This is a genomic window from Pseudomonas frederiksbergensis, from assembly GCF_001874645.1.
Taxonomy (GTDB): Bacteria; Pseudomonadota; Gammaproteobacteria; order Pseudomonadales; family Pseudomonadaceae; genus Aquipseudomonas; species Aquipseudomonas frederiksbergensis_B.
Window position 1 is genome coordinate 2,687,321 of record NZ_CP017886.1, and the last position, 23,929, is coordinate 2,711,249.

Genomic DNA, 23,929 nt, shown 5'->3' on the forward strand with positions numbered 1-23,929 from the left:
TATTAATTTTTTATACGCGATTAGGGTATATAAACCGGACCACCGGACTTTCTTGAATTTGATTTCGCCGCTCGACGCGGCTTATCCATGAGAAGTGAGGTAGGTATGGTCAGGAACAAAATCACCCCGGTGCAAATCGCCAGGGCATTGCGTGCAGCCAAGGAGCGGCGCTGATGTCTAATTTGGCAGATGCAAACGTCCAGAGTGATCTGGACGTTCCCCCGCTGTTGTTGCCCGCGCACGTTTTGCGCAACGACGCACAAGCCCTCGAAGCAGCCCGTGAACTCGCTCAGGTCGCCCGCGTGCAAGCCGCGCGACGCGATCAACAGCGCAAATTGCCCTGGGCGGAAATCGAACAATTCACCCGCAGTGGCCTGGGCAGTATTGCCATCGGCAAGGCGTTCGGTGGCCCCGATGTTTCATTCGTCACCCTCGCCGAAGTTTTCGCGATCATTTCCGCGGCCGACCCGGCACTGGGGCAAATCCCGCAGAACCACTTCGGCATTCTCAATCTGCTCCAGCACACCGCCAACGAGCGGCAGAAAACGCAGCTGTTCCAGAGCGTGCTCGACGGCTGGCGAATCGGCAACGCGGGCCCGGAACGCGGCACCAAAAACACCCTGGAACTCAAGGCCCGAATCACCGCCGACGGTGATGGCTACGTCATCAGCGGTCAGAAGTTTTACTCCACAGGCGCACTGTTCGCTCACTGGATCGCGGTCAAGGCACTGAACGACGACGGCAAGCAAGTCATCGCCTTCATCCGTCGTGGCACTCCGGGGCTGCGCATCGTCGACGACTGGTCGGGCTTCGGCCAGCGCACCACGGCCAGCGGTACCGTGCTGCTGAACAATGTGCGAGTCGATGCTGATCTGGTGGTGGAAAACTGGCGGATCAACGACAGCCCGAACATCCAGGGCGCCGTGTCACAGCTGATTCAAGCCGCCATCGACGCCGGCATTGCCCGCGGCGCCATCGACGACGCCATCAGCTTCGTTCGCGAGCGCGCACGGCCGTGGATCGACGCCAACGTCGAGCGTGCCAGCGATGACCTCTACGTGATTGCCGACATCGGCAAGCTGAAAATCGAACTGCACGCCGCCGAAGCGCTGCTGCGCAAGGCCGGGCAAGTGCTCGATCAAGTCAGTGCCGCGCCGGTCACCGCCGAGTCCGCCGCCCGCGCTTCGATTGCGGTCGCCGAAGCCAAGGTGCTGACCACCGAGATCTCGCTGCTGGCCAGCGAAAAACTCTTCGAGCTGGCCGGCAGCCGCGCCACCCTCGCCGAGTTCAACCTCGACCGCCACTGGCGCAACGCACGCGTGCACACCCTTCACGATCCGGTGCGCTGGAAGTACCACGCCGTGGGGACTTATCACCTGAACGGCACTTTTCCCGCACGGCATTCCTGGATCTGACCGACCAGACATCTGGAGAAACACATGACACTTTCTCACCCCGTCGCGGTCATCACCAGCGATGAACAAGCCCTCGTCGTCGCCAGCGATCTGGCCGAAGACTTCAAACGCGACAGCGCCCTGCGCGACCGTGAACGACGCCTGCCCTACCCCGAACTGGAGGTTTTTTCGCGCTCCGGCCTGTGGGGCATCAGCGTGCCCAAGGAATACGGCGGCGCAGGGGTTTCCAACGTCACTCTGGCCAAGGTCATCGCGCTGATCGCCCAGGCCGACAGCTCGCTGGGGCAGATCCCGCAGAACCATTTTTATGCCCTCGAAGTGCTGCGCGTGAACGGTACGCCCGAGCATCAAAAGCGCCTGTACGCCGAAGTCCTCGCCGGTCAGCGCTTCGGCAACGCACTGGCCGAGCTCGGGACCAAAACCGCTCTCCACCGTGTCACCAGCCTGACGCCCGACGGCGACGGTTTTCGCATCAACGGCCGCAAGTTCTACTCCACCGGGGCAATCTACGCGCAACGGATTCCCACCACGGTGGTCGATGAACACGGCGTCCAGCAACTGGCCTTCGTCCCGCGCGACAGCCAGGGCCTGACCGTCATCGACGACTGGAGCGGCTTCGGTCAACGCACCACCGGCAGCGGTTCGGTGGTGTTTGAAGACGTCTATGTCAAAGCTTGCGACGTGGTTCCATTTCAAAGTGCCTTCGAACGCCCGACCCCGGTCGGCCCGTTGGCGCAGATTCTTCATGCGGCCATCGACACCGGCATTGCTCGCGCCGCTTATGAAGACGCGCTGCATTTCGTGCGGACCAAAACCCGCCCGTGGATCGACTCCGGCAATGACAAAGCCACCGAAGACCCGCTGACGATCAAAAGCTTCGGCCACCTGAGCATTCGCCTGCACGCGACAGAAGCGCTGCTCGAACGCGCCGGAGAATTCCTCGACCGCGCCCAGGCTGACACCAACGCCGAGACCATCGCGGCGGCCTCGATTGCCGTGGCCGAAGTGCGCGCCATCAGCACGGAAATCTCCCTGGCGGCCGGCAGCACGCTGTTCGAACTGTCCGGCAGCCAAGCCACACTCGCCGAGCACGGCCTGGACCGTCACTGGCGCAACGCCCGCGTGCATACCCTGCACGACCCGGTGCGCTGGAAGTACCACGCGATTGGCAACTACTACCTCAACGATGAAAACCCGCCACTGCGGGGGACCATTTGATGCCCTCGCCGCTAACAAAGAGAAAAAAGATCCTGCTCAATGCCTTCAACATGAACTGCATCGGGCACATCAACCATGGCCTGTGGACTCATCCACGGGACAACTCGACCCAGTACAAGACCGTCGAATACTGGACCGAGCTGGCGCAGTTGCTGGAACGCGGGCTGTTCGACGGGCTGTTCATCGCCGACATCGTCGGGGTTTACGACGTGTACCAGCATTCGATCGATGTGCCGCTGAAGGAGTCGATCCAGTTGCCGGTCAACGACCCGCTGCTGCTGGTGTCAGCCATGGCAGCGGTGACCAGAAACCTCGGTTTCGGTCTGACCGCCAACCTGACCTACGAGCCGCCGTACCTGTTCGCCCGGCGCCTGTCGACACTCGATCACCTGAGCCGTGGCCGGGTCGGCTGGAACATCGTCACCGGCTACCTCGACAGCGCCGCCAAGGCCATGGGCCTGAGCGAGCAGGTCGAACATGACCGGCGTTACGACCAGGCCGATGAGTACCTTCAGGTGCTGTACAAACTCTGGGAAGGCAGCTGGGAAAACGATGCGGTGATCAACGACCGCGAGCAGCGGATCTACGCCCAACCGGGCAAAGTCCACAAGGTCGAGCACCACGGTGAGTTCTATCAGGTCGAGGGTTATCACCTCTGCGAGCCTTCACCGCAGCGCACACCCGTGTTGTTTCAGGCCGGCAGCTCGGACCGTGGCCTGGTGTTCGCCGGGCAACACGCCGAGTGCGTGTTCATCAGCGGCCAGAACAAGGCCTCGACCAAGGTGCAGGTGGACAAGGTCCGCGCCAGCGCCGCCGCTGCAGGGCGTAACCCCGAGGACATCAAGGTCTTCATGGGGCTGAACGTGATTGTCGGTGCCAGCGAAGAGCTGGCCTGGGCCAAGCACGCCGAGTACCTGAGCTACGCCAGCGCCGAGGCCGGGGTGGCACATTTTTCCGCGTCGACCGGGATCGATTTCTCCGAGTACGAACTCGACGAGCCGATCCAGTACGTGAAAAACAACGCCATCCAGTCCGCCACCAAAAACCTGCAAAACAACGACTGGACCCGGCGCAAATTGCTTGAGCAACACGCCTTGGGCGGCCGCTACATCACCGTGGTCGGTTCACCCGCGCAGGTCGCCGATGAACTGGAATCCTGGATCGCGGAAACCGGCCTGGACGGCTTCAACCTGACCCGCATCGTCACTCCGGAAAGCTATGTCGATTTCATCGACCTGGTGATTCCCGAGTTGCAACGACGCGGGTCGTACAAGACCGCTTATGACGAGGGCACCTTGCGCGAAAAACTGTTTCACGCAGAGGCGCATCTACCCGAGCAACATTCGGGTTCGGCGTTCCGGCGCTAAAAGCATCGGTATCTATACATCTCTGATGACCGCCAAATCTCTCGTAGGAGCTGCCGCAGGCTGCGATCTTTTGGCGTCGCAAGGACGCCGAAGATCAAAAGATCGCAGCCTGCGGCAGCTCCTACAGGTGATCCTGCCGGAACTTGGAGATGTGTAGATACCTATGCCGCGATGACGCCCGACCAGACACCCCACATTTCATGCACTGACTGGAAAACCCATCATGACCAAGAAGCTCTTAAAACACCCAGTCAAAGCACTGGCCCTGGCCCTCGGCCTCTTCAGCTCGGTGGCCTTCGCCGCCGATGCGCCGCTGAAAATCGGCACCACCGCCGCCTTCGCCATCCCGCTGGAGGCGGCGGTCGAAGAAGCCGGTAAACAAGGTTTGAAGGTCGAGCTGGTGGAGTTCAGCGACTGGATCGCACCGAACGTCAGCCTGGCCTCGGGCGACATTGATGTGAACTACTTCCAGCACATTCCGTTCCTGGAAAACGCCAAGGCCGCCGCCGGTTTTGATCTGGTGCCATTCGCGCCGGGCATCATCAACAACGTCGGCCTGTACTCGAAGAAATACAAAAGTTTTGACGCGCTTCCCGAAGGTGCCAGCGTGGCCATCGCCAACGACCCGATCAACAGCGGTCGCGGCTTGCAACTGCTGGCCAAGGCCGGGCTGATCACCCTCAAGCCGGGGGTTGGTTACAAGGCGACCGAAGACGACATCGTCGCCAATCCGAAAAAACTGAAAATCCTTCAGGTCGAAGCCGTGCAACTGGTGCGCGCGTATGACGACGCCGATCTGGTGCAGGGCTACCCGGCCTACATTCGTCTGGCCAAGACCTTCGATGCCACCTCAGCGCTGCTGTTCGACGGCCTCGACCACAAGGAATACGTGATCCAGTTCGTGATCCAGCCGAAAAGTAAAACCGACCCGCGCCTGATCAAGTTCGTCGACATCTACCAGCATTCCCCGGTGGTTCGCGCCGCCCTGGATAAAGCTCACGGCAAGCTCTACCAAGCCGGCTGGGAAGGCTGAACATGAACGCCGCCAACGCCCAGCTGCGACTGGAAGACTCGCCGTCTCGCAGTGCTGAACAGACTGAACTGCATCCAACGCTCAATCGCGCCCACGTACGTTTTATCGGCCTGGGTAAAACCTACAACGGCCAGCAAGGCCCGGTCGCTGCGCTGCACGGCATCGACCTGGCGATCCAGCGCGGTGAAGTGTTCGGCATCATCGGCCGCAGCGGTGCCGGCAAATCATCGCTGATCCGCACCATCAACCGCCTTGAACAACCGAGCACAGGGCGAGTACTGATCGATCAGGTGGACATCGGCGAGTTCGATGAGGACCGTCTGGTGGCGCTGCGGCGGCGGATCGGCATGATCTTCCAGCACTTCAACCTGATGTCGGCCAAAACCGTGTGGCAGAACGTCGAGCTGCCGCTCAAGGTCGCCGGCGTGCCGAAAGCCGAGCGTGAACAGAAGGTTCGTGAGCTGCTGGAACTGGTCGGCCTGCAAGGCAAACACAAGGCCTACCCGGCGCAGCTTTCGGGCGGGCAAAAACAGCGCGTCGGTATCGCCCGGGCGCTAGTGCATGACCCGGCGATTCTGCTCTGCGACGAAGCCACCTCAGCGCTCGACCCGGAGACCACGCAGTCGATCCTCGGCCTGCTGCGAGAAATCAATAAACGCCTCGGGCTGACGATCATTCTGATCACCCACGAAATGGCGGTAATCCGCGATATCTGTGATCGGGTGGTGGTGCTCGAACACGGACGGATTGTCGAGCAGGGGCCAGTCTGGGAAGTGTTTGGCAACCCGCAGCACGAGGTCAGCAAAACGTTGCTGGCGCCGTTGCAACATGGCTTGCCGGAAGAGCTGCAAAGGCGATTGCAGACGCAGCCGCAATCATCGGAATCCGCGGTAGTGCTGCGCTTGCAGTTCACCGGCAACAGCAATGATGAGCCAGACCTGGCGGCGTTGTTCAGTGCGCTCGGTGGTCGGGTGCGCTTGTTACAGGGCGGCGTCGAACGGATTCAGGGGCATGCCCTTGGGCAATTGTTGTTGGCGGTGACCGGCTCGTCCTTGGGTGCCGAAGAAATGCGCCAGCGCGCCAGTCACTGGGCGCACCACGCGGAGGTGCTGGGTTATGTGGTTTGATCGATTATTGCAGGGCGTCATCGACACTTTTCTGATGGTCGGCGTGTCGTCGTTGATCGCGCTGTTGGCGGGTATTCCGCTGGCGGTGATTCTGGTCACCAGCTCCAAGGGCGGGATCTACCAAGCGCCCGCGCTAAAACGTGCGCTGGGGGCCTTCGTCAACCTGTTCCGCTCGATCCCGTTTCTGATTCTGATGGTCGCGCTGATCCCCTTCACCCGCTTGATCGTCGGCACCACCTACGGCGTCTGGGCCGCCGTGGTACCGCTGACCATCGCCGCCACGCCCTTCTTCGCGCGGATCGCCGAGGTCAGCCTGCGCGAGGTCGACCACGGTCTGATCGAAGCCGCCCAGGCCATGGGTTGCCGGCGCTGGCATATCGTCTGGCACGTACTGTTGCCTGAGGCACTGCCGGGGATTGTCGGTGGTTTCACCATCACGTTGGTCACCATGATCAATTCCTCGGCGATGGCCGGCGCAATTGGTGCCGGTGGCTTGGGTGACATTGCGTACCGGTATGGGTATCAGCGCTTTGATAGCCAGATCATGTTGACGGTGATCGTGTTGCTGGTGATTCTGGTGGCGGTGATTCAGTTGGGTGGGGATCGGTTGGCGCGGGGGTTGAACAAGCGCTGAACGGGGATCAAAAGATCGCAGCCTGCGGCAGCTCCTACACCGATCTCCTGTAGGAGCTGCCGCAGGCTGCGATCTTTAAAAGCACAAAAAGCTTTATAGTCGGTGCATGTCCCCTCACCTGCGCAGCCGCCATGAAACACACCCCCGACGACCTCGAACAGATCACTTCGACCACTTTGGGCCACTACGATCAGGTGGCCGAGAGTTTCCGTGAAGGCACGCGCGACCACGATGTCAGCCAGAACATCGACGCACTGTTGCGGCACATTCAGGGCCCGGTGCCGTTCACCCTGCTCGACTTCGGCTGTGGTCCTGGCCGCGATCTGCAAACCTTCACCCGCATGGGTCACATCGCCATCGGCCTCGACGGTTCGGAACGGTTGGCTCAGATGGCCCGCGAGGACAGCGGTTGCGAGGTCTGGCAGCAGGACTTTCTGAAACTCGATCTGCCGACCGAACGCTTCGACGGGATCTTCGCCAACGCGGTGCTGTTTCATGTTCCGCTTCAGGAACTGCCACGGGTGTTGAAACAGCTGCACGGAACGTTGAAACCGGGCGGGGTGCTGTTCAGTTCGAATCCACGCGGGGATAACCGCGAAGGCTGGAGTGGCCCGCGCTTTGGCGCGTATCACGATCTGGCGGCGTGGCAGGAGTTGCTGACAGCGGCGGGGTTTGTGGCGTTGGAGCATTACTACCGGCCGGCCGGGCTGCCGAGGGATCAGCAGCCTTGGTTGGCGAGTGTCTGGCGTCGCGTCGACCAGGCCTGAGACTCAAGCGCGCCGAAAAAGATCGCAGCCTTCGGCAGCTCCTACGCCGATCCTCGTAGGAGCTGCCGCAGGCTGCGATCTTTTGACCTTTTGACTCTAATCAAACGGCTGTTTTCTTCGGCTCCTTGATCTTGTACCAGGCCACATACAGCGCCGGCAGGAATAGCAGCGTCAGCAAGGTAGCGACGATGATCCCGCCAATCATTGCGTAGGCCATCGGTCCCCAGAACACTTCCCGGGCAATCGGGATCATGCCCATGCTTGCTGCTGCGGCCGTCAGCAGAATCGGTCGGCGACGGTGTTCGGTGGCTTGCACCACGGCGTCCCATGGCGAATGGCCGCTGCGCTCGAATTCGTCGATCTGGGTCACCAGAATCACCGAGTTGCGGATGATGATGCCGATCAGCGCAAGAATCCCCAGAATCGCCACGAAGCCCATCGGCGTCCCCGTTGGAATCAGCGCCAACACCACGCCGATCAAACCCAGCGGCGCGACACTCGCCACCAGAAACAGCTTCTGCACGCTGTGCAACTGGATCATCAGGAACGTCGCCATCAAAAACAGCATCAACGGCAAGACTTTGGCGATTGGCCCCTGGGCCTTGCCACTGGACTCGACCGTACCACCGGTGGCGACGGTGTAGCCCGCTGGCAAGCCTTCGGCAAACGAGTCGATTTGCGGCTTGAGCAACTTCACCAGATCCGTCGGCTGGATCTCATCGCGCACTGCCGCCTTGATGGTGATGGTGGGTTTACGGTCGCGTCGCCAGACCAGCGGTTGCTCCAGCTCATAACGCACCGTGGCAAAGGCCAGCAGCGGAATCGACGTCCCGCTCGGTGTAACGATCTGCAGGTTCTGCAGGGTTTCCGGCGTCCCCCGCTCGGCATCCACGGCGCGCCCGATCACGTTGATCTGGTAGATGTCATCGTCAACCTGAGTCACCGTCGAACCACTGACGATGCTGTTCATCAGGTTCGCCACGTCCTCGGACGACAGCCCGAGTTGCCGCGCCTTGTCCTGGGAGATGTCAATGCGCAGCACCTTGCCCGGCTCGTTCCAGTCGAAAATGATCTCGCCGATGTGCGGGCTCTTGTCCAGTTCGCTGGCCAGATCGATGGCGTGCTTGCGCACCTGATCGATGTCCTTGCCACTGACCCGGTACTGAATCGGCCGGCCCACAGGTGGGCCCATTTCCAGGGCTTGCACGTAGCTGCCAATGCCCACGAAGTCCTTACGCAGTCGCTCGCGCAGGCGCTCGCTGAGCACCTGCCGTGACTCGAAGTTCTTGCTGACGATCACCAACTGCGCGTAGTAGGGGTTCTGCAATTGCTGGTCGAGCGGCAGGTAGAAACGGATCGCGCCCTGGCCGATGTAAGTGCTCCAGCGCACGATATCCGGATCACCCTTGAGGGTCGCTTCAAGACGGTCGACAGCCTTGCGGGTTTCATCCATCGAGGCGTTTTGCGGCAGGTTCAGGTCGACGAGAATTTCCGGGCGATCCGACGACGGGAAGAACTGGTTCTGCACGAAGCGCATGGAGAACACCGCCAGCAGGAAACACAGCAGCGTGATACCGATGGCCCACCAGTGGTTGCGCATGCTCCACAACAGGCCACTGTTGAAGGCCTTGCCGATGCGCCCGGGCTCCGCCTCATGGGGTTTCACATTGGCGCTGAGGATATGCACACCGATCACCGGGGCAAACAACACCGCGACAATCCACGACACGATCATCGCCACGGCGATGACCGCAAACAAGGTGAAGGTGTACTCACCGGCGGAGCTGGCGTTCAGGCCAATCGGCACAAAACCGGCGACGGTCACCAGGGTCCCGGTGAGCATCGGGAACGCCGTCGAGGTGTACGCGAACGTCGCCGCCTGCTCCTTGGTTTCGCCCATTTCCAGGCGTGTGACCATCATCTCGACGGTGATCATCGCGTCATCCACCAACAGCCCGAGGGCGATGATCAGCGCACCGAGAGAGATTCGCTGCATGGTGATGCCGCTGTATTCCATGAACACAAAGACCATCGCCAGCACCAGCGGAATCGAGCAGGCCACCACCAGTCCGGCACGCACGCCGAGGCTGATGAAGCTGACCACCAGCACGATGATGACGGCTTCGAACAACGCGCTGGTGAAGCCACCGACAGCCTCTTCCACCACCTGGGCCTGGTCCGAGACCATGTGTATGCCGACGCCCACAGGCAGGTCGGCGGTGAGCTGGGTCATGCGCTCGTGCAACGCCTTGCCGAACACCTGAATGTTACCGCCCGCCTTCATGTTAATGGCCAGGCCTATGGCCGGTTGACCGTTGAAGCGGAACATCGGTGAGGCCGGGTCGACGTAACCGCGACTGATTTCTGCAATGTCGGCCAGGCGGTAGAAACGGTCATTGAGCCGCAGGTTGACCGCCTCCAGGTCTTTCTCCGAGGCGAACTGCCCGGAGGTACGCACGGAAATGCGCTCGGGACCGGCCTCGATAACCCCGGCCGGCGTCACCGCGTTCTGCGCTTGCAGGCTCTGTACCACCTGACGCTGGTCGATGCCGAGCGCCGCCAGCTTGCGGGTGGAGAAGTTCAGGTAGAGCACTTCATTCTGCTGGCCGATCATCTCGATCTTGCCCAGCCCCGGTACGCTACGAATCTCGATGCGGGCCTGCTCGACGTAGTCGCGCAACTGGCGCATCGACAGACCATCGGCGGTGAAGGCGTAGATCGACCCGTAGACATCACCGAACTCGTCGTTGAACGACGGCCCCTGAATGCCCGGGGGAAGGAGCCGCGAATGTCGTTGATCTTCTTGCGCACCTGGTACCAAATATCCGGGATGGCCTTGGCAGGTGTGGTGTCCAGCAGGTAGACGTAAACGGTGGATTCACCCGGGCGGGTGTAGCTTTTCACGTAGTCGAGCGAGTCGAGCTCTTCGAGCTTTTTCTCGATGCGGTCAGTGACCTGCTTGAGGGTTTCTTCCTCGGTCGCGCCCGGCCAGCGGGTCTGAATCACCATGGTTTTGGTGGCAAACGTAGGGTCTTCCTCGCGCCCCAGGTTGAGGTACGAAAACACCCCCATCAGCAAGGCGACGAACATCAGATACCAGACAAAGGACTGATGCTTGAGGGCCCATTCGGATAAGTTGAAACTCCCTTTCATCGCGGGCGGCCCTCGTCGACTTTGACTTTCTGCCCCGGCTTGAGGCTGTTCACACCGGCGCTGACCACTCGCTCACCGCTTTTGACGCCGTGCCCGAGGATCACGCTGTCAGCGCCACGACTGAGCAGGGTGACGTCTCGCGGGGAGACGGTCTGGGTCTGTTGGTCGACGACCCAGATACGGGTTTTACCGTCGACTTCCTGCAAGGCCGTCAACGGCAATTCGATACGCGGCTCGATGGCCGAGCTCAAGGTCACGCTGATTGCCGTGCCGAGACGAAAGCCCCGCGGCGTCTCGGCCAGGGTCAGGCGGGCGCGACGAGTACGGGTCGCGCTTTGCGCCTGCGGCTCGATCTCGCGGATGATGGCCGTGGTGTGGATACTCGGGTCAAGTTGCGCAGCCACTTCAAACACCACATCGGCAGGCAGTTGCTCGGCGAGGTCCGCTGGCAGATCGATCACCGCTTCCTTGATGTCCGGTCGCGCCAGCGTCACCACTTGCTGTCCCGCCGTCACCACCTGTCCGGCCTCGGCGTTCCAGGCCGTCACGATGACGGCGTGGTCGGTGCGCAGTTCGGTGTAACTGAGCTGGTCCTTGGCCTGACTGACCGACGCCTTGGTCTGATCCAGTGAAGCCTGGGTGGTTTTCAGGTCGGTCTGGGCGATGTCCAGCTGCGCTTGGGCGCCCACCCCCTTGTTGAACAGTTCCTGCTGACGGCGTGCACTGGCCTGGGCATTGATCAACAGCGCCTCGACCTTCGCCTGATCGCCCTGGGCGGCACGTAACTGGTTCTGCTGATCGGTCGGGTCGAGGGTCGCCAGCAACCCGCCCTTCTGGACCTCGCTGCCGACATCGACATTGCGGCTGGCGATACGTCCCGGCACACGGAAACCAATGTTGCTTTCAAAGCGCGCCTGAATGCTCCCGGCGAAACGCCCGAGGTCTTGCTGGTCAAAAGACTGCACGACGATAGACAGGACCGGGCGCACAGGTTCCGGTGGCGCTTCCTTTTTCGAGCAGGCGGCCAGCATCAGACCCGCCGACAACAGCAGCAACACGCGCTTCATGGCTGGGCTCCCGTCGAACCTTCGGCGGGCGGTGTGACGATCTCCACCAACACGTCGGGGTGCAACAACTGGCCGCCAGCAGTGACGACTTTCTCGCCGCCGTTAAGGCCTTCGCTGATGATCACTTTGCCGGTCAGGTAACGACCCACTTTGACGGTTTGCAACTGTGCCTTGCCATTGGCATCCACCCACCACACGGCTGGCTCGCTGATATTTTTGGTCAGCGCAGCCCAGGGCAACTCGACCACGGACTTGCCCGGCACCTTGGCCGTGGCACTGACCACCGAGCCCAGTTGCATGCCTTCGGGCAATGCACTGAGGGTGACTTTGACCTGTACCGTACCGGTTTGCGCCGACACCGAAGGGGTGATTTCGCGCACCGTGCCGGTGGTGTTGATCTTCGGGTTGTCGAGCAGGCTGACCACCACCGATCGGTCTGATGGCGGCGCGCTCAACAGCGATTCGTAGACATTGAACACCGCGTCACGCTCGCCATCGCGGGCCAGGCTGAAAATCGGCACCGTGGCCTGCACCACCTGACCGACTTCAGCCTGACGCGCAGTGATCACGCCCGGCGCGTCGGCAATCAGCGCGGTGTAACTCAGCTGCTCGCGGGCGTTGGCCAATTGCGCCTGTGCTGCGGTCAACGCGCTTTGGCTACTGTGCAACGCCGCCTGGGCAGAATCGTATTCGCTCTGGCTGGTGTAGCTCTTGGGCAAGAGCTTTTGCTGGCGAACGAACGCGGCAGCGGCCTGTTTGACCCGCGCCTGCTCGGCGACCACCTGGGCCTGGGCTGAATCGAGGCTGGTCTGTAGGTCTTTCGGGTCGAGTCTGGCTAACACTTGCTTGGCAGAAACACGATCGCCGACATCGACCATGCGCTGGATGATCTTGCCCGCAACGCGAAACGACAACTCGGTCTGAACCCGCGCCTGAACATCCCCGGTCAGGGTCACCGAGGCAGCGAAATCCGCAGGTTTGACCTCCTGCACAAACACCCGTGGGCGTTCCTTTTCGACCGGTTTCTTATCGCCGCACGCGGCCAGCAGGACAAAGAAGCTCAGGCCAACGACAACCTTGAATCCGGGACCAACCATGCAAGCTCCTTTGCGTCATACGGGCGGGCGTCATACGGACGGACACGTGACGATACGACTGAGAGCTTAGATCAGGGTTCCAGTTTCGCCTCGGCCTGATAGGGTCCCGTAGGAGCTGCCGCAGGAGCTGCCGCAGGCTGCGATCTTTCACACAGGTTCACATGAGAAGGTCAAAGATCGCAGCCTGCGGCAGCTCCTACGCTGTAAATTCGCTAACGCAGTTATCCTGCACAGAGAAAGTCTTCCATGCTCAAAACCCTCGCGGTGGCCAATTACCGCTCGATCAATAAATTGGTGATTCCGCTCGGTCGCCTGAATCTGATCACCGGGCCCAATGGCAGCGGCAAATCCAACCTTTACCGCGCTCTGCGGCTATTGGCCGAGACCGCTCAGGGCGGCGTGGTCAACGCACTCGCGCGCGAGGGCGGGTTGGACTCGACCTTCTGGGCCGGGCCGGAAAACATCAGCCGGCGCATGCGCAACGGTGAAGTGGCCGTCGAAGCCTCCGTACGCCAGGCGCCCAAGCGCTTGCGGCTGGGCTTTGCCGGTGAGGATTTCAGTTACGCGATCGCCCTGGGCCTGCCGGAACCGTCGGGCTCAGCGTTTTCCCTGGACCCGGAGATCAAGCGTGAATGCATCTGGTCAGGGCTGCTGTACCGCCCGGCCAGCTTGTTGGTCAATCGCGCTGGCCCAATGATTCGCTCGCGGGTCGAGCGCGATTGGGATGTGCTGGCCCAGCACACACCGACCTTCGACAGCCTGTTCGATCAGGTCGGCAGCCTGCGCGCCTCGCCAGAGGTATTGCAGTTGCGTGAGTTCATTCGCCGCTGGCGCTTTTACGATCACTTTCGCAGCGATGCCGAAGCGCCGGCTCGTCAACCGCAACTGGGTACGCGCACGCCCGTATTGCATCACGATGGCCGCGACCTGGCGGCAGCGTTGCAAACCATCCTTGAAATCGGTGATCCCGAGGCGTTGCACGCGGCGATCAGCGACGCGTTCCCCGGCGCCAGACTGAACATCCAGACGCTGCAAGGAGCGCGGTTTGCCATCGAGTTTTATCAGGAAGGATTATTGCGACCGCTGTCCGCCGCCGAGCTGTCGGACGGGACCTTGCGTTACTTGTTGCTGATCGCTGCGCTACTGACACCAAGGCCGCCGACGCTGATGGTGCTCAACGAGCCGGAAACCAGCTTGCACCCGGACCTGCTGCCGGCATTGGCGCGACTGATCGTCCGCGCCTCGGAGCAGTGTCAGGTGTGGGTGGTGTCTCACGCCAGCCGCTTGATCGCGGCGTTGCAGCAAGCTCCCGAATGCAATTCCATCGTGCTGGAGAAAAATTTCGGTCAGACCGGGATCGTCGGACAGGGGATGCTGGATGAACCTGCGTGGAATTGGCCGGATTGACTCGAAAAGCTGAAAAGATCGTCCGAACGCGGCCCGAACCTTCGGCAGCTCCTACAGGGGAATGACGTACCTCCGTAGGAGCTGCCGCAGTCTGCGATCTCTTAGCGGATCAGCCCTGCCACTTCCCGCCTTCGACAATCACGCTCTCAGGCTGGGTGTCGTCGCTGAGTTCTTTACGCACGTATTGGTCATAGAGCTTGAGCAGGTACTTGTCTTCACCCAGCTTCGCCAGCTCGGCGTTGACCCAGTCACGCAGTTCGATGTTGCCTTTCTTCACCGCGGGCGCAATCGGAGCTTCGGCGCCCAGAGTCTCGGTCAACACACGGTAGCCCGGGTTCTGCTTTGCCCAGCTGAACAGCACCAGATTGTCTTGTGCATAAGCATCGCCGCGACCATTGGCCAGGGCTTGCAGGGACTCGGAGTTTTTCTCGAACTTGAGCAGTTTCCAGTCTGGATGATTCTTGGTCAGCCAGATATCGGCGGTGGTGCCGGTGGTGACGATGGTGGTGCGGGTCGCCAGGTCATCGAGGCTTTTCACCGAGCTTGCCTGTGGCACCAGTGCCTGCACCGCGACCTTGAGGTTCGGATGGGTGAACTCCACCGCTTCCTTGCGCTCCGGGGTGACGGTCATGTTGGCGAGGATCAGGTCGACCTTATCGCTTTGCAAGAACGGAATCCGGCTCGCTGGCTCAACCGCCACGAACTCGACCTTGTTCTCGTCGCCCAGCAGATCCTTGGCGAATTGACGGCCGATGTCGGTATCAAAACCCACATAGCGACCGGCTTCATCGACGAACCCGAACGGCGGTTTGTCGGTGAACACGCCGACGATCAACTTGTCCCGGGCTTTGATTTTTTCCAGGTAGCTGGCCGCAGGCGCCGCACTGGCAGTAGAGGCCACAGGCTTGGCGGCTTGTTCGGATTTGTTGCAACCGGCCAACAGCGCGAGGCCAAACAATGGGAGTAGCAGCAGTGAAGACTTGGCAGTTTTCATGACAGTTCCAATTCCTTTTCAAGAGTCTTTTTGGGCAGGGCTTCGACGTAGGAGAACTTCTCCAGGAACTGCTGCGCTCGTGCGGTTTGCGGGTTCGTAAAGAAAATCTCGGGAGGGTTTTGTTCAAGGATACGTCCGGCATCCATGAACACAATGCGGTCGGCCACCGCTCGGGCGAAGGCCATTTCGTGGGTAACGATCAACAGCGTCATGCCGTCGCGGGCGAGGCCCTGAATCACTTCCAGCACTTCCTTGACCATCTCCGGATCAAGGGCTGCCGTGACCTCATCGAACAGCATTACCTGCGGGTTCATGCACAGTGAACGGATGATGGCGATTCGTTGTTGCTGACCACCGGAAAGCTGTCGCGGGAAGGCATCGCGTTTGTCCAAAAGACCGACCCGTTCGAGCAACGCCAACGCTTGCTCACGGGCTTCGCGTGCTGGGCGTTTTTGCACCTTGAGCGGGCCGAGCAGAAGGTTGTCGAGCACGCTCATATGCGGGAACAGGTGATAACTCTGGAACACCATGCCGATCTGCTGACGCACTTCGCGCCAATCGGTGGTCTTGCTCAGCAATTCGCGCCCGGCGAAACGCAGCTCGCCGCTGTGGGCGACTTCCAGACCGTTGAGGCAACGCAGCAAGGTGCTTTTACCGCAGCCACTGGGGCCAAGGATGACAATCACCTCGCCGGTTTCGACGCTCAAGTCGATCCCGTTGAGTACCTGGTGCTCACCGAAAAACTTGTTGAAACCCTTGAACTCGATCAATGCGCTCATGCTTGCGTCCAGCGCCGTTCCAGCACGCGGGAAGCGGCCGAGAGCGGGTAGCAGATAAAGAAGAAAAACAAGAACAACGCGCCGTAGATCAACACCGATTCGTAGGTACGTTCGATGATCTGCTGGCCGACCTTGATCACGTCGACCACGCCGATCAACACCGCCAGCGAACTGGTCTTGATGATCCGCGTGTAGACGTTGATGGTCGGCGGCGTCATGCGTTTCAGTGCCTGGGGCAGCAGCACGTAACCGAAGAGCTGCGGGCCGGACAACCCGATCGACAGCCCCGCTTCACGCTGACCTCGCGGTAAGGAATGCAGTGCACCGCGCACCACTTCGCCGACTTCACTGGCGCCCCATAACGACAGCACCAGCACCGCGCACCAGAAACTCGGCAGGCTCAGGCCGAAAAAAATTGGCAGGCCGAAAAACAGCAAATACAGCCAGACCAGCACCGGGATCGCCCGGAAAAGCTCTAGATAAACCCGCAGAATCGCCTTCAGCCATTTCGAGTTCAGGCTGCACAGTACGCCGTAAAGCACTCCGCCCACCGTGCTGATGACGATGCTAAAAAGCGAAATCGACAAGGTTTGCGCAGCGCCTTTGCCTAACTGCGGCAAGGACACCCAGAGCAAATCAAGACCCGAACTGGCCATGCTGGAGCCTCCTTTCCAGGCGGCTGAGCAGCAGCGACAACGGCAAAAACAGCAGCACGCAGATCAGTGTCAGCACGGCGAGCATTTCGTAGGTTTTGTAATACAGCGCGATGTAGCTCTTGGTGGTGTAGAGAATCTCCGGCACCGCTACCGCTGACACCACGGTGGTCTCCTTGAGCAGGAAAATAAAGTTGGCGAACAGCGAAGGCAGGCTGAGGATCCCCGCTTGCGGCAGGATCACGTAGCGCAGTAATTGCCAGCGGGACAGACCGATGGAACGCCCCGATTCAAGTTGCGCCACAGGCACCGCTTCAACGCCGGCACGCAATACCTCGGTGAGGTAGGCACCGCCCAGAAAGGTCATGGTGATGATCGCCGCCGCAAAGCCGGAAACCTTCACCCCAAGCGCGGGTAAGGCGAAATAAACGAAGAACAGTTGAATCAGCAGCGGGGTGTTGCGCGCCAGTTCCACGTACAACGCCACCAGGCGCTGCAAGTACGGCGTGCGGAACACCAGGAGGGTCGTGTTGATCAGGGCTACCAGCAACGAAGTGCCGATGGCGATCAGGCCGACCTGCAGCGTCACGCCCACGGCATTGAGAAACGCCGGAAGGGTGCTGAGGATGAAAGCGTAATCGAACGTCATTGAAAATCCTGAACGCCGCAGGGTAAGCGACGGTGGCGCAGTCCATTGAGCTGTGGATAACAGCCCGGCAGAGACCGACTTTAAAGGTATAAAAAGAAACATTTAAATACCGATAAAGCATATTGATATCACGCAAAAAACTATCTGGCGGATTGGCGGCGACAGCAGGAGACAGCTATTTTCCTTTGCGCTGTAGGAGGGATCTTTTTTTCAGATTGCCCCTCCAAGGACGAGCAGCGTGCGGCCACACTCCCCGGCCGAACCCTCACAAGGACGATAAAAATGGCAGACGTGAAAACACCCCAGCGGCTGGATCCGCAGGACGTCGTGAAGTTATTGACGGCGTTGCGCCGGGCGTTGAAGGGCGGGGTGGCCTAAACGAAAAGATCGCAGCCTGCGGCAGCTCCTACGCCGATTTAATATAGGAGCTGCCGAAGGTTCGGGCCGCGTTCGGACGATCTTTTGATTTTCGCGTGCAATAAAAACGCCGACGCTATCGAAAGCCGTCGGCGTTGTAACCTCGAAAGGATCTACCGCTCAATCAGAACGCTGGCAGTACCGCGCCGTTGTACTTCTTGGCGATGAATGCCTTCACTTCAGGGCTGGTCAGGGCCTTGGCCAGTTTCTGGATCGCTACGCTGTCCTTGTTGTCTGGACGCGCGACCAGGAAGTTCACATAGGGCGAATCCGCACCTTCGATCACCAGTGCGTCTTTAGCCGGGTTCAGACCCGCTTCCAGTGCGTAGTTGGTGTTGATCATGTCCAGGTCGACCTGATCCAGAACACGCGGCAGCATGGCCGATTCCAGTTCCTTGAACTTGAAGTTGTGCGGGTTCTTGGCGATATCTTTTGGAGTCGCCAGGGCGTTTTTCGGGTCTTTCAACTCGATCAGGCCGGCTTTCTGCAACAGGATCAGCGCACGGCCGCTGTTGCTGCCTTCGTTCGGGATAGCGATGGTCGCGCCGTCTTTCAACTCAGCCAGGGTTTTGACCTTTTTGGAGTAGCCGCCGAACGGTTCGACGTGCACACCGATCACGGTCACCAGGTGAGTGCCTTTGCCTTCGTTGAAGCTTTTCAGGTACGGCAGAGTCTGGAAGTAGTTGGCGTCCAGACGCTTCTGATCGACCTGCACGTTCGGTTGTACGTAGTCGGTGAAAACCTTGATTTCCAGATCCACGCCTTCTTTGGCGAGGGTCGGTTTGATCAGCTCAAGAATCTCGGCATGTGGCACCGGCGTTGCGGCAACCACCAGTTTCTCGCCAGCCTGGGCCAAACCAGCAGTCAGGGCAGCTGCCAATGCGGTGAACAACAGAATCTTTTTCATGCAGTGTCCTTATTTGTCGTTGTCGACAACGGCTAAAAAATGAAGGGCCAGTGAAGGGTTATCGCTGGTGTGGAGCGGACAATACCGAGTTTTTTTATTCCCGAAAAATATCTTTTATTCACTTTCATATTCCATTTTGTTCATGCGACAACCACGAACTCTGTAGCAGCTGGCGAAGCCTGCGTTCGGGCGCGCAGCGGCCGTCATCCAGACACCGCGATTCTTCAGCAAAAATGAGTTCGACCGTTTTACGTCTGCTTCGCAGCCGAACGCAGGCTTCGCCAGCTGCTACAGGGTTTGCGTCAGGCTCTCGAGCAGGCGTTTGAGTGCTGCACTCTCGTCGGCAGAACCGGTTTTTATGAGCTGCGTTGCCTGTCGTTCGATCAACTCCAATGGCGACAACACCTGCGGCAAATTCAAATGCTCCGGCAGAATTTCCTCGCCACTGCTCACCAGCAACGCAAAGTGAATGACGTTTTCCAGTTCACGGGTATTGCCCGGCCAGCTGTGCCGCTCCAGAACCTGCTGTGCCGCGTCGCTGATAAACGGCACCGGCAGGTCGAGGCGCTGGCTGTAGATGCCGAGGAAGTACTCGGCCAATGATTGAATGTCACCGACTCGCTCACGCAAGGCCGGTAATTCGAGCCGACCTTCGCTGAGGTAGTGGTAGAGCCGCTCATGAAATTTGCCGGCCGCCACGGCTTGCGCCAGATCGATGCTGGTCGCCGCCACGAGCCGCACATCCACTGGGCTCGGTTGCTGGGCACCCACGCGGGTGACTTCGTGATTCTCCAGGGCGGCGAGCAATTTGATCTGAATCGGCAACGGCAAATCGCCAATTTCATCCAGGTACAACGTCCCGCCATTGGCCGAACCAAACCAGCCGGCGCGACTGCTGACCGAGCCGCTGAAACTGCCGCCGGCATAACCGAACAACTCGGCGTCGGCGTAGGTTGGGCTGATCGCGCCGCAGTTGACCGATACGAATAAACCGCCGCGATCACTGGCACGGTGGATATGTCGCGCCAACAGCTCTTTGCCGCTGCCGGTTTCACCGCGAATCAACACCGAGATCGAGCGCGGTGCCAGTTGCTCCAGCTCTTGGCGCAACTGCCGCGAGCGCGGGTCGACAAACACCAGCGCTTTGGCGCGAATGCTCAATGGGCTTTTTTCAGCGTCGGGAAAGGTCAGCAAGGGCTGACCGAAAGACTCATGCAAACTCATGGCAGACTCCCGCCCAGAACCGCCGGGAGACGGGGGCGTTTAAATAAAAAAGAGGTTCAAGCGCGGCGCAGGGCGTGATGTTCCATGCGATTTTGCAGGCGATACAGGTAGGCAAAACCCTGCTCCCAACGATGGTGGCCGGACTTCACATTGATGTGCCCGGCACCCGCCAGAATCCCTGCTTCGGCGCCCCAGTGACGCGCCAGCTCAAGCGCCCGTGGAGCGCTGACAGCAGCGTCGTTGTCAGCGCTGACAACCTGGCTCGGAAACGGCAGCAGATGCGTCGGAATCGGTGCAAAGTTGCGCAACGCAGGCGCGCAAGCCGGTCGCTCGACGTCGGCAGGCGCAACCAGCAAGGCCCCGCGAACCTGACGCAACGCCTGCAACGGCGCAGCAGCGGCCCAGTGGGCAACGGTGATGCAACCCAGGCTGTGGGCGATCAGAATCACGGGGGTGCTGTCGGCATCAATCGCTTCGGCCAGCGCCGCGACCCAATCCTCACGACGCGGCGTCAGCCAATCGGCCTGCTCCACCCGTGCGCTGTTCGGCAGGTTGTTCTGCCAGTGGCTTTGCCAATGATCATCTGGCGATCCTTGCCAGCCCGGCACAATCAGGTAGCGAATTGATTCGTTGCGCATGAGGAGCTCTCCTGTGCGTGTCTGTTCCTGATCAAGTATAGGGACGAGATTTATATTCGTTAAGGAATAAGAAGATATTTATTAATATCTTAATCGAATATAAACCTGATCACCCTGTGGGATTGTGTTTTGCTTTCAGCAAAAAAAGGGGCCGCACCCTGCCAAGGAGACGGCCCCGGAAATCGAAAATCTGTTAACGCGCCGTCATCACTGACAGCGTGGTAATCCTCAAACGTTTAACACGAACAGGTTGCGGTTCAATGAATCGATCAGCCTGCGCCTGACGCCCCACGCGAACGTTTCGATGGATCAATCATTGCGCCAAAGACTTATTTCTTAAAGGAATATTTAGCATTTAAAATAGATCAATATCGAATAAATAAGACCACCGTTTCCTGCCACCAGCACCCCTTCACGAATAGGCGCAGATCGTTGTTGTACATTCAGGCACTGGGGACTTGCAGAAGTACCGTACATGCTTCCATCCTCTGGTTATTGATGTTCGCATCCTGCCCTGCGCGATCGCTCCGGGCGTTAGCTGTGAACGCCAACCTGTTGACCGGAAGCGCCAATCATCATGATTGAACCTACCTCGCTCGCCAGCTGGACCCGCGCTTTGCGCAAACAACTCGACGCCCTCGGCCTCGACAGCAACGCCCTGTGCCTGCAAGCCGGGCTCGACCCGCAACTGATGGACGATCCCAACGCCCGCTATCCGTTATCGGCCACCACCCGACTGTGGGAACTGGCCGTCGAGGCCAGCGGCGACCCGGCGATTGGTTTGCGGGTGTCGCGGTTCGTCAGTCCGACCACCTTCCACGCGCTGGGCTATGCGTTGGTGGCCAGCGGCAGTCTGCGTGAGGTATTCGAGCGCATCGTGCGTTATCACCAGGTAATCAGCGACGCGTTGGAGCTGGAGCTGACCCGTGGCGAAGATCGCTATTGCTTCACCCTCAAGGTTCCCGAAGGCAGCCCGGCGCCAGCACGGGAAGCGATCGATGCCTTCGCCGCGATCTACGTGCGCACCTGTCGCAACCGTTTGGGCCGGGACTATGCACCGCTGGCGGTGTACTTGCGCCGAGCGGAACCGGCCGACCCGAAACAATGGCACACGGTGTTCCGCGCGCCGATCTTCTTTGCCGCTGACGAAGACCGGCTGGAGTTTTCCATCGATGACTTCGAAAGCCATCTGGATGACGCCAACCCGGAACTGGCCGAACACAACGAAACCGTGCTCAAACGCACCCTGACACAACTGCGCCTGCTGACCTGGGAGCGCAAGGTGCGCGACGCCATCGAGGCGCAACTGCCGGAAGGTGAACCCAGCGCCGAACACATCGCCGAGACCTTGCATTTGAGTTTGCGCAGCTTGCAACGGCACCTGGCGGACGAAGGTTGCCGGTTCGATACGCTGCTCAATGAGTGTCGTGAAAATCTGGCACTGCTGCACTTGCGAGACCCACAGTGCTCGTTGAGCGAAATCAGCTATCTGCTCGGATTTGCCGACACCAGCAGCTTCAGCCGCGCTTTCAAACGCTGGACGGGGATGACGCCGGGGCAATTTCGGGATGGGTTGCGGTAACGGGGTGTCGGCGCCCCCGATCACGACGCAACAACTTGCGCACCCGCGTCACCAGCTCACTCACGACAAACGGCTTGAGCAGGTAGTCATCTTCATGCAGCTCCAACCCGCGCAGCCGGTCTTCAATGCCGTCCGTGGTGGTCAGGAACAGCACCGGCGTAGCGCCGAGCTGGCGGATCTGTTGCAACAGCTGCCAACCGTTAAGACCGGGCAGCATCACGTCGAGGATGATCAGATCGTATTCAGCCGCTTCGATGAAGCGTCGACCGGCCATGCCGTTGTCCGCTACATCCACCGCATAACTGGCTTCGCTCAGGCCTTGGGCCAGAAGTTTCGCGGTCTCAGGCTCGTCTTCCACTAACAGCAAACGCATGGCACACCTCGAATAATCGTCAGCACAGGCTAGGCGCCTTGGCGCACAAAGCCCATCACTAACGGTTATTTCGGACGAGGTGACCGGCTCAAACGCTCGCCAAAGCCCGCAACCGCTGCGCATCGAGGATCTCGATCTCGCCATAACCCAGGCTGAGAATGCCCTGGCTCTCCAGGTCCTTGAGGATCTGGTTAGTGGTCTGCCGCGACAGCGAAAGCAGCAACGCCAACTGCTCCTGCGGTAGTTGCAGGATACGCCGTGCAGGTTCGATTTCACCGTAGCCGTCGGCGATCATCAGCAAGCGGTGCGCCAATCGCGCAGGTGCTGGCAGCAGGCTCAGTTGCTCAAGGTTGATGAAGGTCAGGCGCAGTTTATGGCTCATCAGCAAGGCCAACTGTCGCCAATGTTGCGGGTGATCTTCGAGCAAGGTAACCAACGCCGCCTGCGGTATATGCAACAGAATGCAGTGGCCCACGCCATAGGCGTCATGGGTGCGTGGCTGGCCATCGAACAGACTGATTTCGCCGAACCAGTGCGGCGGTTCGATCAGGCTCAGTAGCGCCTCCTTGCCCTGCTCACTGACAGCGCCCACCCGCACTGCACCTTCAAGCACCGCATACAGACCACACGGCGGATCGCCGCGCTTGAACAGCCGTTGCCCCTGCGGCAACCGCCGCACCCGGGCCAGGGACAGCAGACTATCCTGTAACAAGGGCGGCAAATGGCTGAACCACTGGCCACTCATCAGGCGCGAGCGCCAGGCCTGCATATCCATGAAAACTCCAAGATGATTGTCGTCTGGCTGACAGAGCAACGACTGACCGCAGGGCATGATCGACATCCCTACAGGAGGAATAACAATGAAAAGCCTCGTTGACCACCTCAGTCAATACGCCGCGTACCACCGTGACCCACGCAACATCGCCAGCCACTTCATTGGCATTCCGCTGATCGTGGTCGCCGTCGCCGTGTTGCTGTCACGGCCAGGATGGCCGGTGGCCGGGCTCTGGCTGTCTCCTGCGGTGCTGTTGGCGCTAGCCTCGGCGTGGTTCTATTTACGCTTGGAAGTACGCCTTGGGGTGGTGATGACGGTGCTGCTGGGCCTGTCCGTTTGGCTAGGTCAAATCCTTGCGGCACACAGCACCCTGCTCTGGTTGAGCAGCGGCATCGCAATGTTTGTGGTCGGCTGGGCCATCCAGTTTGTCGGCCATCACTACGAAGGACGCAAACCGGCGTTTGTCGATGATGTAACGGGATTGATCGTCGGGCCGCTGTTTGTGGTGGTGGAATTGGCATTTTTGCTGGGTTTGCGGCATGACCTGAAAGAGCAGATCGAGGCGCGGGCTGGCGGGGTGCGTCTGCGTCAGAAAAATGCGGCGGCGTAGATAGTTTTGAAAGATCGCAGCCTGCGGCAGCTCCTACGGCATG

Annotated in this window: 20 protein-coding genes and 2 pseudogenes; 10 read left to right on the forward strand and 12 right to left on the reverse strand. The window is 60.0% G+C overall.

Annotation, left to right across the window (positions count from 1 at the left end; genetic code table 11):
- The first annotated feature begins 173 nt into the window (after nucleotides 1-173).
- The 7 genes from BLL42_RS13055 (at nucleotide 174) to BLL42_RS13085 (ending at nucleotide 7,561) form a co-directional block, all read left to right on the forward strand.
- The gene (locus BLL42_RS13055) at nucleotides 174-1,415 is read left to right on the forward strand and encodes an SfnB family sulfur acquisition oxidoreductase (RefSeq protein WP_071552468.1); all 1,242 of its coding nucleotides are present in this window, start codon (nucleotides 174-176) and stop codon (nucleotides 1,413-1,415) included.
- A gap of 24 nt (nucleotides 1,416-1,439) precedes the next feature.
- Nucleotides 1,440-2,633 (forward strand): SfnB family sulfur acquisition oxidoreductase, encoded by a 1,194-nt coding sequence (locus tag BLL42_RS13060; protein WP_071552469.1) that lies wholly within the window; start codon nucleotides 1,440-1,442, stop codon nucleotides 2,631-2,633.
- Nucleotides 2,633-4,000, forward strand: coding sequence for an LLM class flavin-dependent oxidoreductase (locus BLL42_RS13065; protein ID WP_071552470.1), 1,368 nt, complete (start codon nucleotides 2,633-2,635; stop codon nucleotides 3,998-4,000). The genes BLL42_RS13060 and BLL42_RS13065 overlap by 1 nt, the downstream gene beginning before the upstream one ends.
- Nucleotides 4,001-4,223: 223 nt before the next feature.
- The gene (locus BLL42_RS13070; RefSeq protein WP_071552471.1) at nucleotides 4,224-5,033 is read left to right on the forward strand and encodes a MetQ/NlpA family ABC transporter substrate-binding protein; all 810 of its coding nucleotides are present in this window, start codon (nucleotides 4,224-4,226) and stop codon (nucleotides 5,031-5,033) included.
- Between the two features lie 2 nt (nucleotides 5,034-5,035).
- A complete protein-coding gene (locus BLL42_RS13075) occupies nucleotides 5,036-6,160 on the forward strand; it encodes a methionine ABC transporter ATP-binding protein (protein WP_071552472.1) in 1,125 nt (374 codons plus the stop codon).
- Entirely contained in the window at nucleotides 6,150-6,794 is a 645-nt protein-coding gene (locus BLL42_RS13080) for a methionine ABC transporter permease (protein WP_071552473.1), read from the forward strand. Before BLL42_RS13075 ends, BLL42_RS13080 begins: the two co-directional genes overlap by 11 nt.
- A gap of 131 nt (nucleotides 6,795-6,925) precedes the next feature.
- Complete coding sequence (locus tag BLL42_RS13085) at nucleotides 6,926-7,561, forward strand: class I SAM-dependent methyltransferase (protein ID WP_071552474.1); 636 nt, start codon at nucleotides 6,926-6,928, stop codon at nucleotides 7,559-7,561.
- A gap of 100 nt (nucleotides 7,562-7,661) precedes the next feature.
- On the opposite strand, the pseudogene BLL42_RS13090 reads toward BLL42_RS13085, so the two are convergent.
- The 3 genes and pseudogenes from BLL42_RS13090 to BLL42_RS13100 form a co-directional block, all read right to left on the reverse strand.
- A pseudogene (locus BLL42_RS13090) lies at nucleotides 7,662-10,714 on the reverse strand (efflux RND transporter permease subunit).
- Nucleotides 10,711-11,781: an efflux RND transporter periplasmic adaptor subunit gene (locus BLL42_RS13095; RefSeq protein WP_071552475.1), complete on the reverse strand. Its 1,071-nt coding sequence runs from the start codon at nucleotides 11,779-11,781 to the stop codon at nucleotides 10,711-10,713. The pseudogene BLL42_RS13090 and the gene BLL42_RS13095 overlap by 4 nt, the downstream one beginning before the upstream one ends.
- On the reverse strand, nucleotides 11,778-12,878 hold the full coding sequence (locus tag BLL42_RS13100; protein WP_071552476.1) for an efflux RND transporter periplasmic adaptor subunit: 1,101 nt from the start codon (nucleotides 12,876-12,878) through the stop codon (nucleotides 11,778-11,780). Before BLL42_RS13100 ends, BLL42_RS13095 begins: the two co-directional genes overlap by 4 nt.
- Nucleotides 12,879-13,124: 246 nt before the next feature.
- Between BLL42_RS13100 and BLL42_RS13105 the strand changes: the two genes are divergently transcribed.
- Nucleotides 13,125-14,285: an AAA family ATPase gene (locus tag BLL42_RS13105; protein ID WP_071552477.1), complete on the forward strand. Its 1,161-nt coding sequence runs from the start codon at nucleotides 13,125-13,127 to the stop codon at nucleotides 14,283-14,285.
- Between the two features lie 109 nt (nucleotides 14,286-14,394).
- Here the strand turns inward: BLL42_RS13105 and BLL42_RS13110 are convergent, their stop codons facing one another.
- The 7 genes from BLL42_RS13110 to BLL42_RS13140 form a co-directional block, all read right to left on the reverse strand.
- Entirely contained in the window at nucleotides 14,395-15,279 is an 885-nt protein-coding gene (locus tag BLL42_RS13110; RefSeq protein ID WP_071552478.1) for a transporter substrate-binding domain-containing protein, read from the reverse strand.
- Complete coding sequence (locus BLL42_RS13115; protein WP_071552479.1) at nucleotides 15,276-16,058, reverse strand: amino acid ABC transporter ATP-binding protein; 783 nt, start codon at nucleotides 16,056-16,058, stop codon at nucleotides 15,276-15,278. Before BLL42_RS13115 ends, BLL42_RS13110 begins: the two co-directional genes overlap by 4 nt.
- Complete coding sequence (locus BLL42_RS13120) at nucleotides 16,055-16,714, reverse strand: amino acid ABC transporter permease (protein WP_071552480.1); 660 nt, start codon at nucleotides 16,712-16,714, stop codon at nucleotides 16,055-16,057. The genes BLL42_RS13115 and BLL42_RS13120 overlap by 4 nt, the downstream gene beginning before the upstream one ends.
- Entirely contained in the window at nucleotides 16,695-17,360 is a 666-nt protein-coding gene (locus BLL42_RS13125) for an amino acid ABC transporter permease (RefSeq protein WP_071552481.1), read from the reverse strand. The genes BLL42_RS13120 and BLL42_RS13125 overlap by 20 nt, the downstream gene beginning before the upstream one ends.
- A 541-nt stretch (nucleotides 17,361-17,901) precedes the next feature.
- Nucleotides 17,902-18,684, reverse strand: coding sequence for a MetQ/NlpA family ABC transporter substrate-binding protein (locus BLL42_RS13130; RefSeq protein ID WP_071552482.1), 783 nt, complete (start codon nucleotides 18,682-18,684; stop codon nucleotides 17,902-17,904).
- A 288-nt stretch (nucleotides 18,685-18,972) separates the two neighbouring features.
- Nucleotides 18,973-19,908 (reverse strand): sigma 54-interacting transcriptional regulator, encoded by a 936-nt coding sequence (locus BLL42_RS13135; protein ID WP_071552483.1) that lies wholly within the window; start codon nucleotides 19,906-19,908, stop codon nucleotides 18,973-18,975.
- Nucleotides 19,909-19,964: 56 nt separating this feature from the next.
- On the reverse strand, nucleotides 19,965-20,546 hold the full coding sequence (locus BLL42_RS13140; protein ID WP_071552484.1) for an alpha/beta hydrolase: 582 nt from the start codon (nucleotides 20,544-20,546) through the stop codon (nucleotides 19,965-19,967).
- A gap of 577 nt (nucleotides 20,547-21,123) precedes the next feature.
- Between BLL42_RS13140 and BLL42_RS13145 the strand changes: the two genes are divergently transcribed.
- Nucleotides 21,124-22,128: an AraC family transcriptional regulator gene (locus BLL42_RS13145; RefSeq protein WP_071552485.1), complete on the forward strand. Its 1,005-nt coding sequence runs from the start codon at nucleotides 21,124-21,126 to the stop codon at nucleotides 22,126-22,128.
- Nucleotides 22,129-22,138: 10 nt separating this feature from the next.
- Here the strand turns inward: BLL42_RS13145 and BLL42_RS13150 are convergent.
- Both BLL42_RS13150 and BLL42_RS13155 read right to left on the reverse strand, forming a co-directional pair.
- Nucleotides 22,139-22,501: pseudogene (locus tag BLL42_RS13150) on the reverse strand (response regulator); the annotation flags it as partial.
- 88 nt (nucleotides 22,502-22,589) lie between these two features.
- The gene (locus BLL42_RS13155) at nucleotides 22,590-23,276 is read right to left on the reverse strand and encodes a Crp/Fnr family transcriptional regulator (protein WP_071552486.1); all 687 of its coding nucleotides are present in this window, start codon (nucleotides 23,274-23,276) and stop codon (nucleotides 22,590-22,592) included.
- An 85-nt stretch (nucleotides 23,277-23,361) separates the two neighbouring features.
- Between BLL42_RS13155 and BLL42_RS13160 the strand changes: the two genes are divergently transcribed.
- Nucleotides 23,362-23,886, forward strand: a complete 525-nt coding sequence (locus BLL42_RS13160) for an Mpo1 family 2-hydroxy fatty acid dioxygenase (protein WP_071552487.1) — start codon at nucleotides 23,362-23,364, stop codon at nucleotides 23,884-23,886.
- Nucleotides 23,887-23,929 lie beyond the last annotated feature (43 nt).

Coding starts and splice junctions, on each gene's coding strand:
- BLL42_RS13055 (WP_071552468.1), top strand. CDS start 174: ATGTCTAATTTGGCAGATGCAAACGTCCAGAGTGATCTGGACGTTCCC.
- BLL42_RS13060 (WP_071552469.1), top strand. CDS start 1,440: ATGACACTTTCTCACCCCGTCGCGGTCATCACCAGCGATGAACAAGCC.
- BLL42_RS13065 (WP_071552470.1), top strand. CDS start 2,633: ATGCCCTCGCCGCTAACAAAGAGAAAAAAGATCCTGCTCAATGCCTTC.
- BLL42_RS13070 (WP_071552471.1), top strand. CDS start 4,224: ATGACCAAGAAGCTCTTAAAACACCCAGTCAAAGCACTGGCCCTGGCC.
- BLL42_RS13075 (WP_071552472.1), top strand. CDS start 5,036: ATGAACGCCGCCAACGCCCAGCTGCGACTGGAAGACTCGCCGTCTCGC.
- BLL42_RS13080 (WP_071552473.1), top strand. CDS start 6,150: ATGTGGTTTGATCGATTATTGCAGGGCGTCATCGACACTTTTCTGATG.
- BLL42_RS13085 (WP_071552474.1), top strand. CDS start 6,926: ATGAAACACACCCCCGACGACCTCGAACAGATCACTTCGACCACTTTG.
- BLL42_RS13095 (WP_071552475.1), bottom strand. CDS start 11,781: ATGAAGCGCGTGTTGCTGCTGTTGTCGGCGGGTCTGATGCTGGCCGCC.
- BLL42_RS13100 (WP_071552476.1), bottom strand. CDS start 12,878: ATGGTTGGTCCCGGATTCAAGGTTGTCGTTGGCCTGAGCTTCTTTGTC.
- BLL42_RS13105 (WP_071552477.1), top strand. CDS start 13,125: ATGCTCAAAACCCTCGCGGTGGCCAATTACCGCTCGATCAATAAATTG.
- BLL42_RS13110 (WP_071552478.1), bottom strand. CDS start 15,279: ATGAAAACTGCCAAGTCTTCACTGCTGCTACTCCCATTGTTTGGCCTC.
- BLL42_RS13115 (WP_071552479.1), bottom strand. CDS start 16,058: ATGAGCGCATTGATCGAGTTCAAGGGTTTCAACAAGTTTTTCGGTGAG.
- BLL42_RS13120 (WP_071552480.1), bottom strand. CDS start 16,714: ATGGCCAGTTCGGGTCTTGATTTGCTCTGGGTGTCCTTGCCGCAGTTA.
- BLL42_RS13125 (WP_071552481.1), bottom strand. CDS start 17,360: ATGACGTTCGATTACGCTTTCATCCTCAGCACCCTTCCGGCGTTTCTC.
- BLL42_RS13130 (WP_071552482.1), bottom strand. CDS start 18,684: ATGAAAAAGATTCTGTTGTTCACCGCATTGGCAGCTGCCCTGACTGCT.
- BLL42_RS13135 (WP_071552483.1), bottom strand. CDS start 19,908: ATGAGTTTGCATGAGTCTTTCGGTCAGCCCTTGCTGACCTTTCCCGAC.
- BLL42_RS13140 (WP_071552484.1), bottom strand. CDS start 20,546: ATGCGCAACGAATCAATTCGCTACCTGATTGTGCCGGGCTGGCAAGGA.
- BLL42_RS13145 (WP_071552485.1), top strand. CDS start 21,124: ATGATTGAACCTACCTCGCTCGCCAGCTGGACCCGCGCTTTGCGCAAA.
- BLL42_RS13155 (WP_071552486.1), bottom strand. CDS start 23,276: ATGGATATGCAGGCCTGGCGCTCGCGCCTGATGAGTGGCCAGTGGTTC.
- BLL42_RS13160 (WP_071552487.1), top strand. CDS start 23,362: ATGAAAAGCCTCGTTGACCACCTCAGTCAATACGCCGCGTACCACCGT.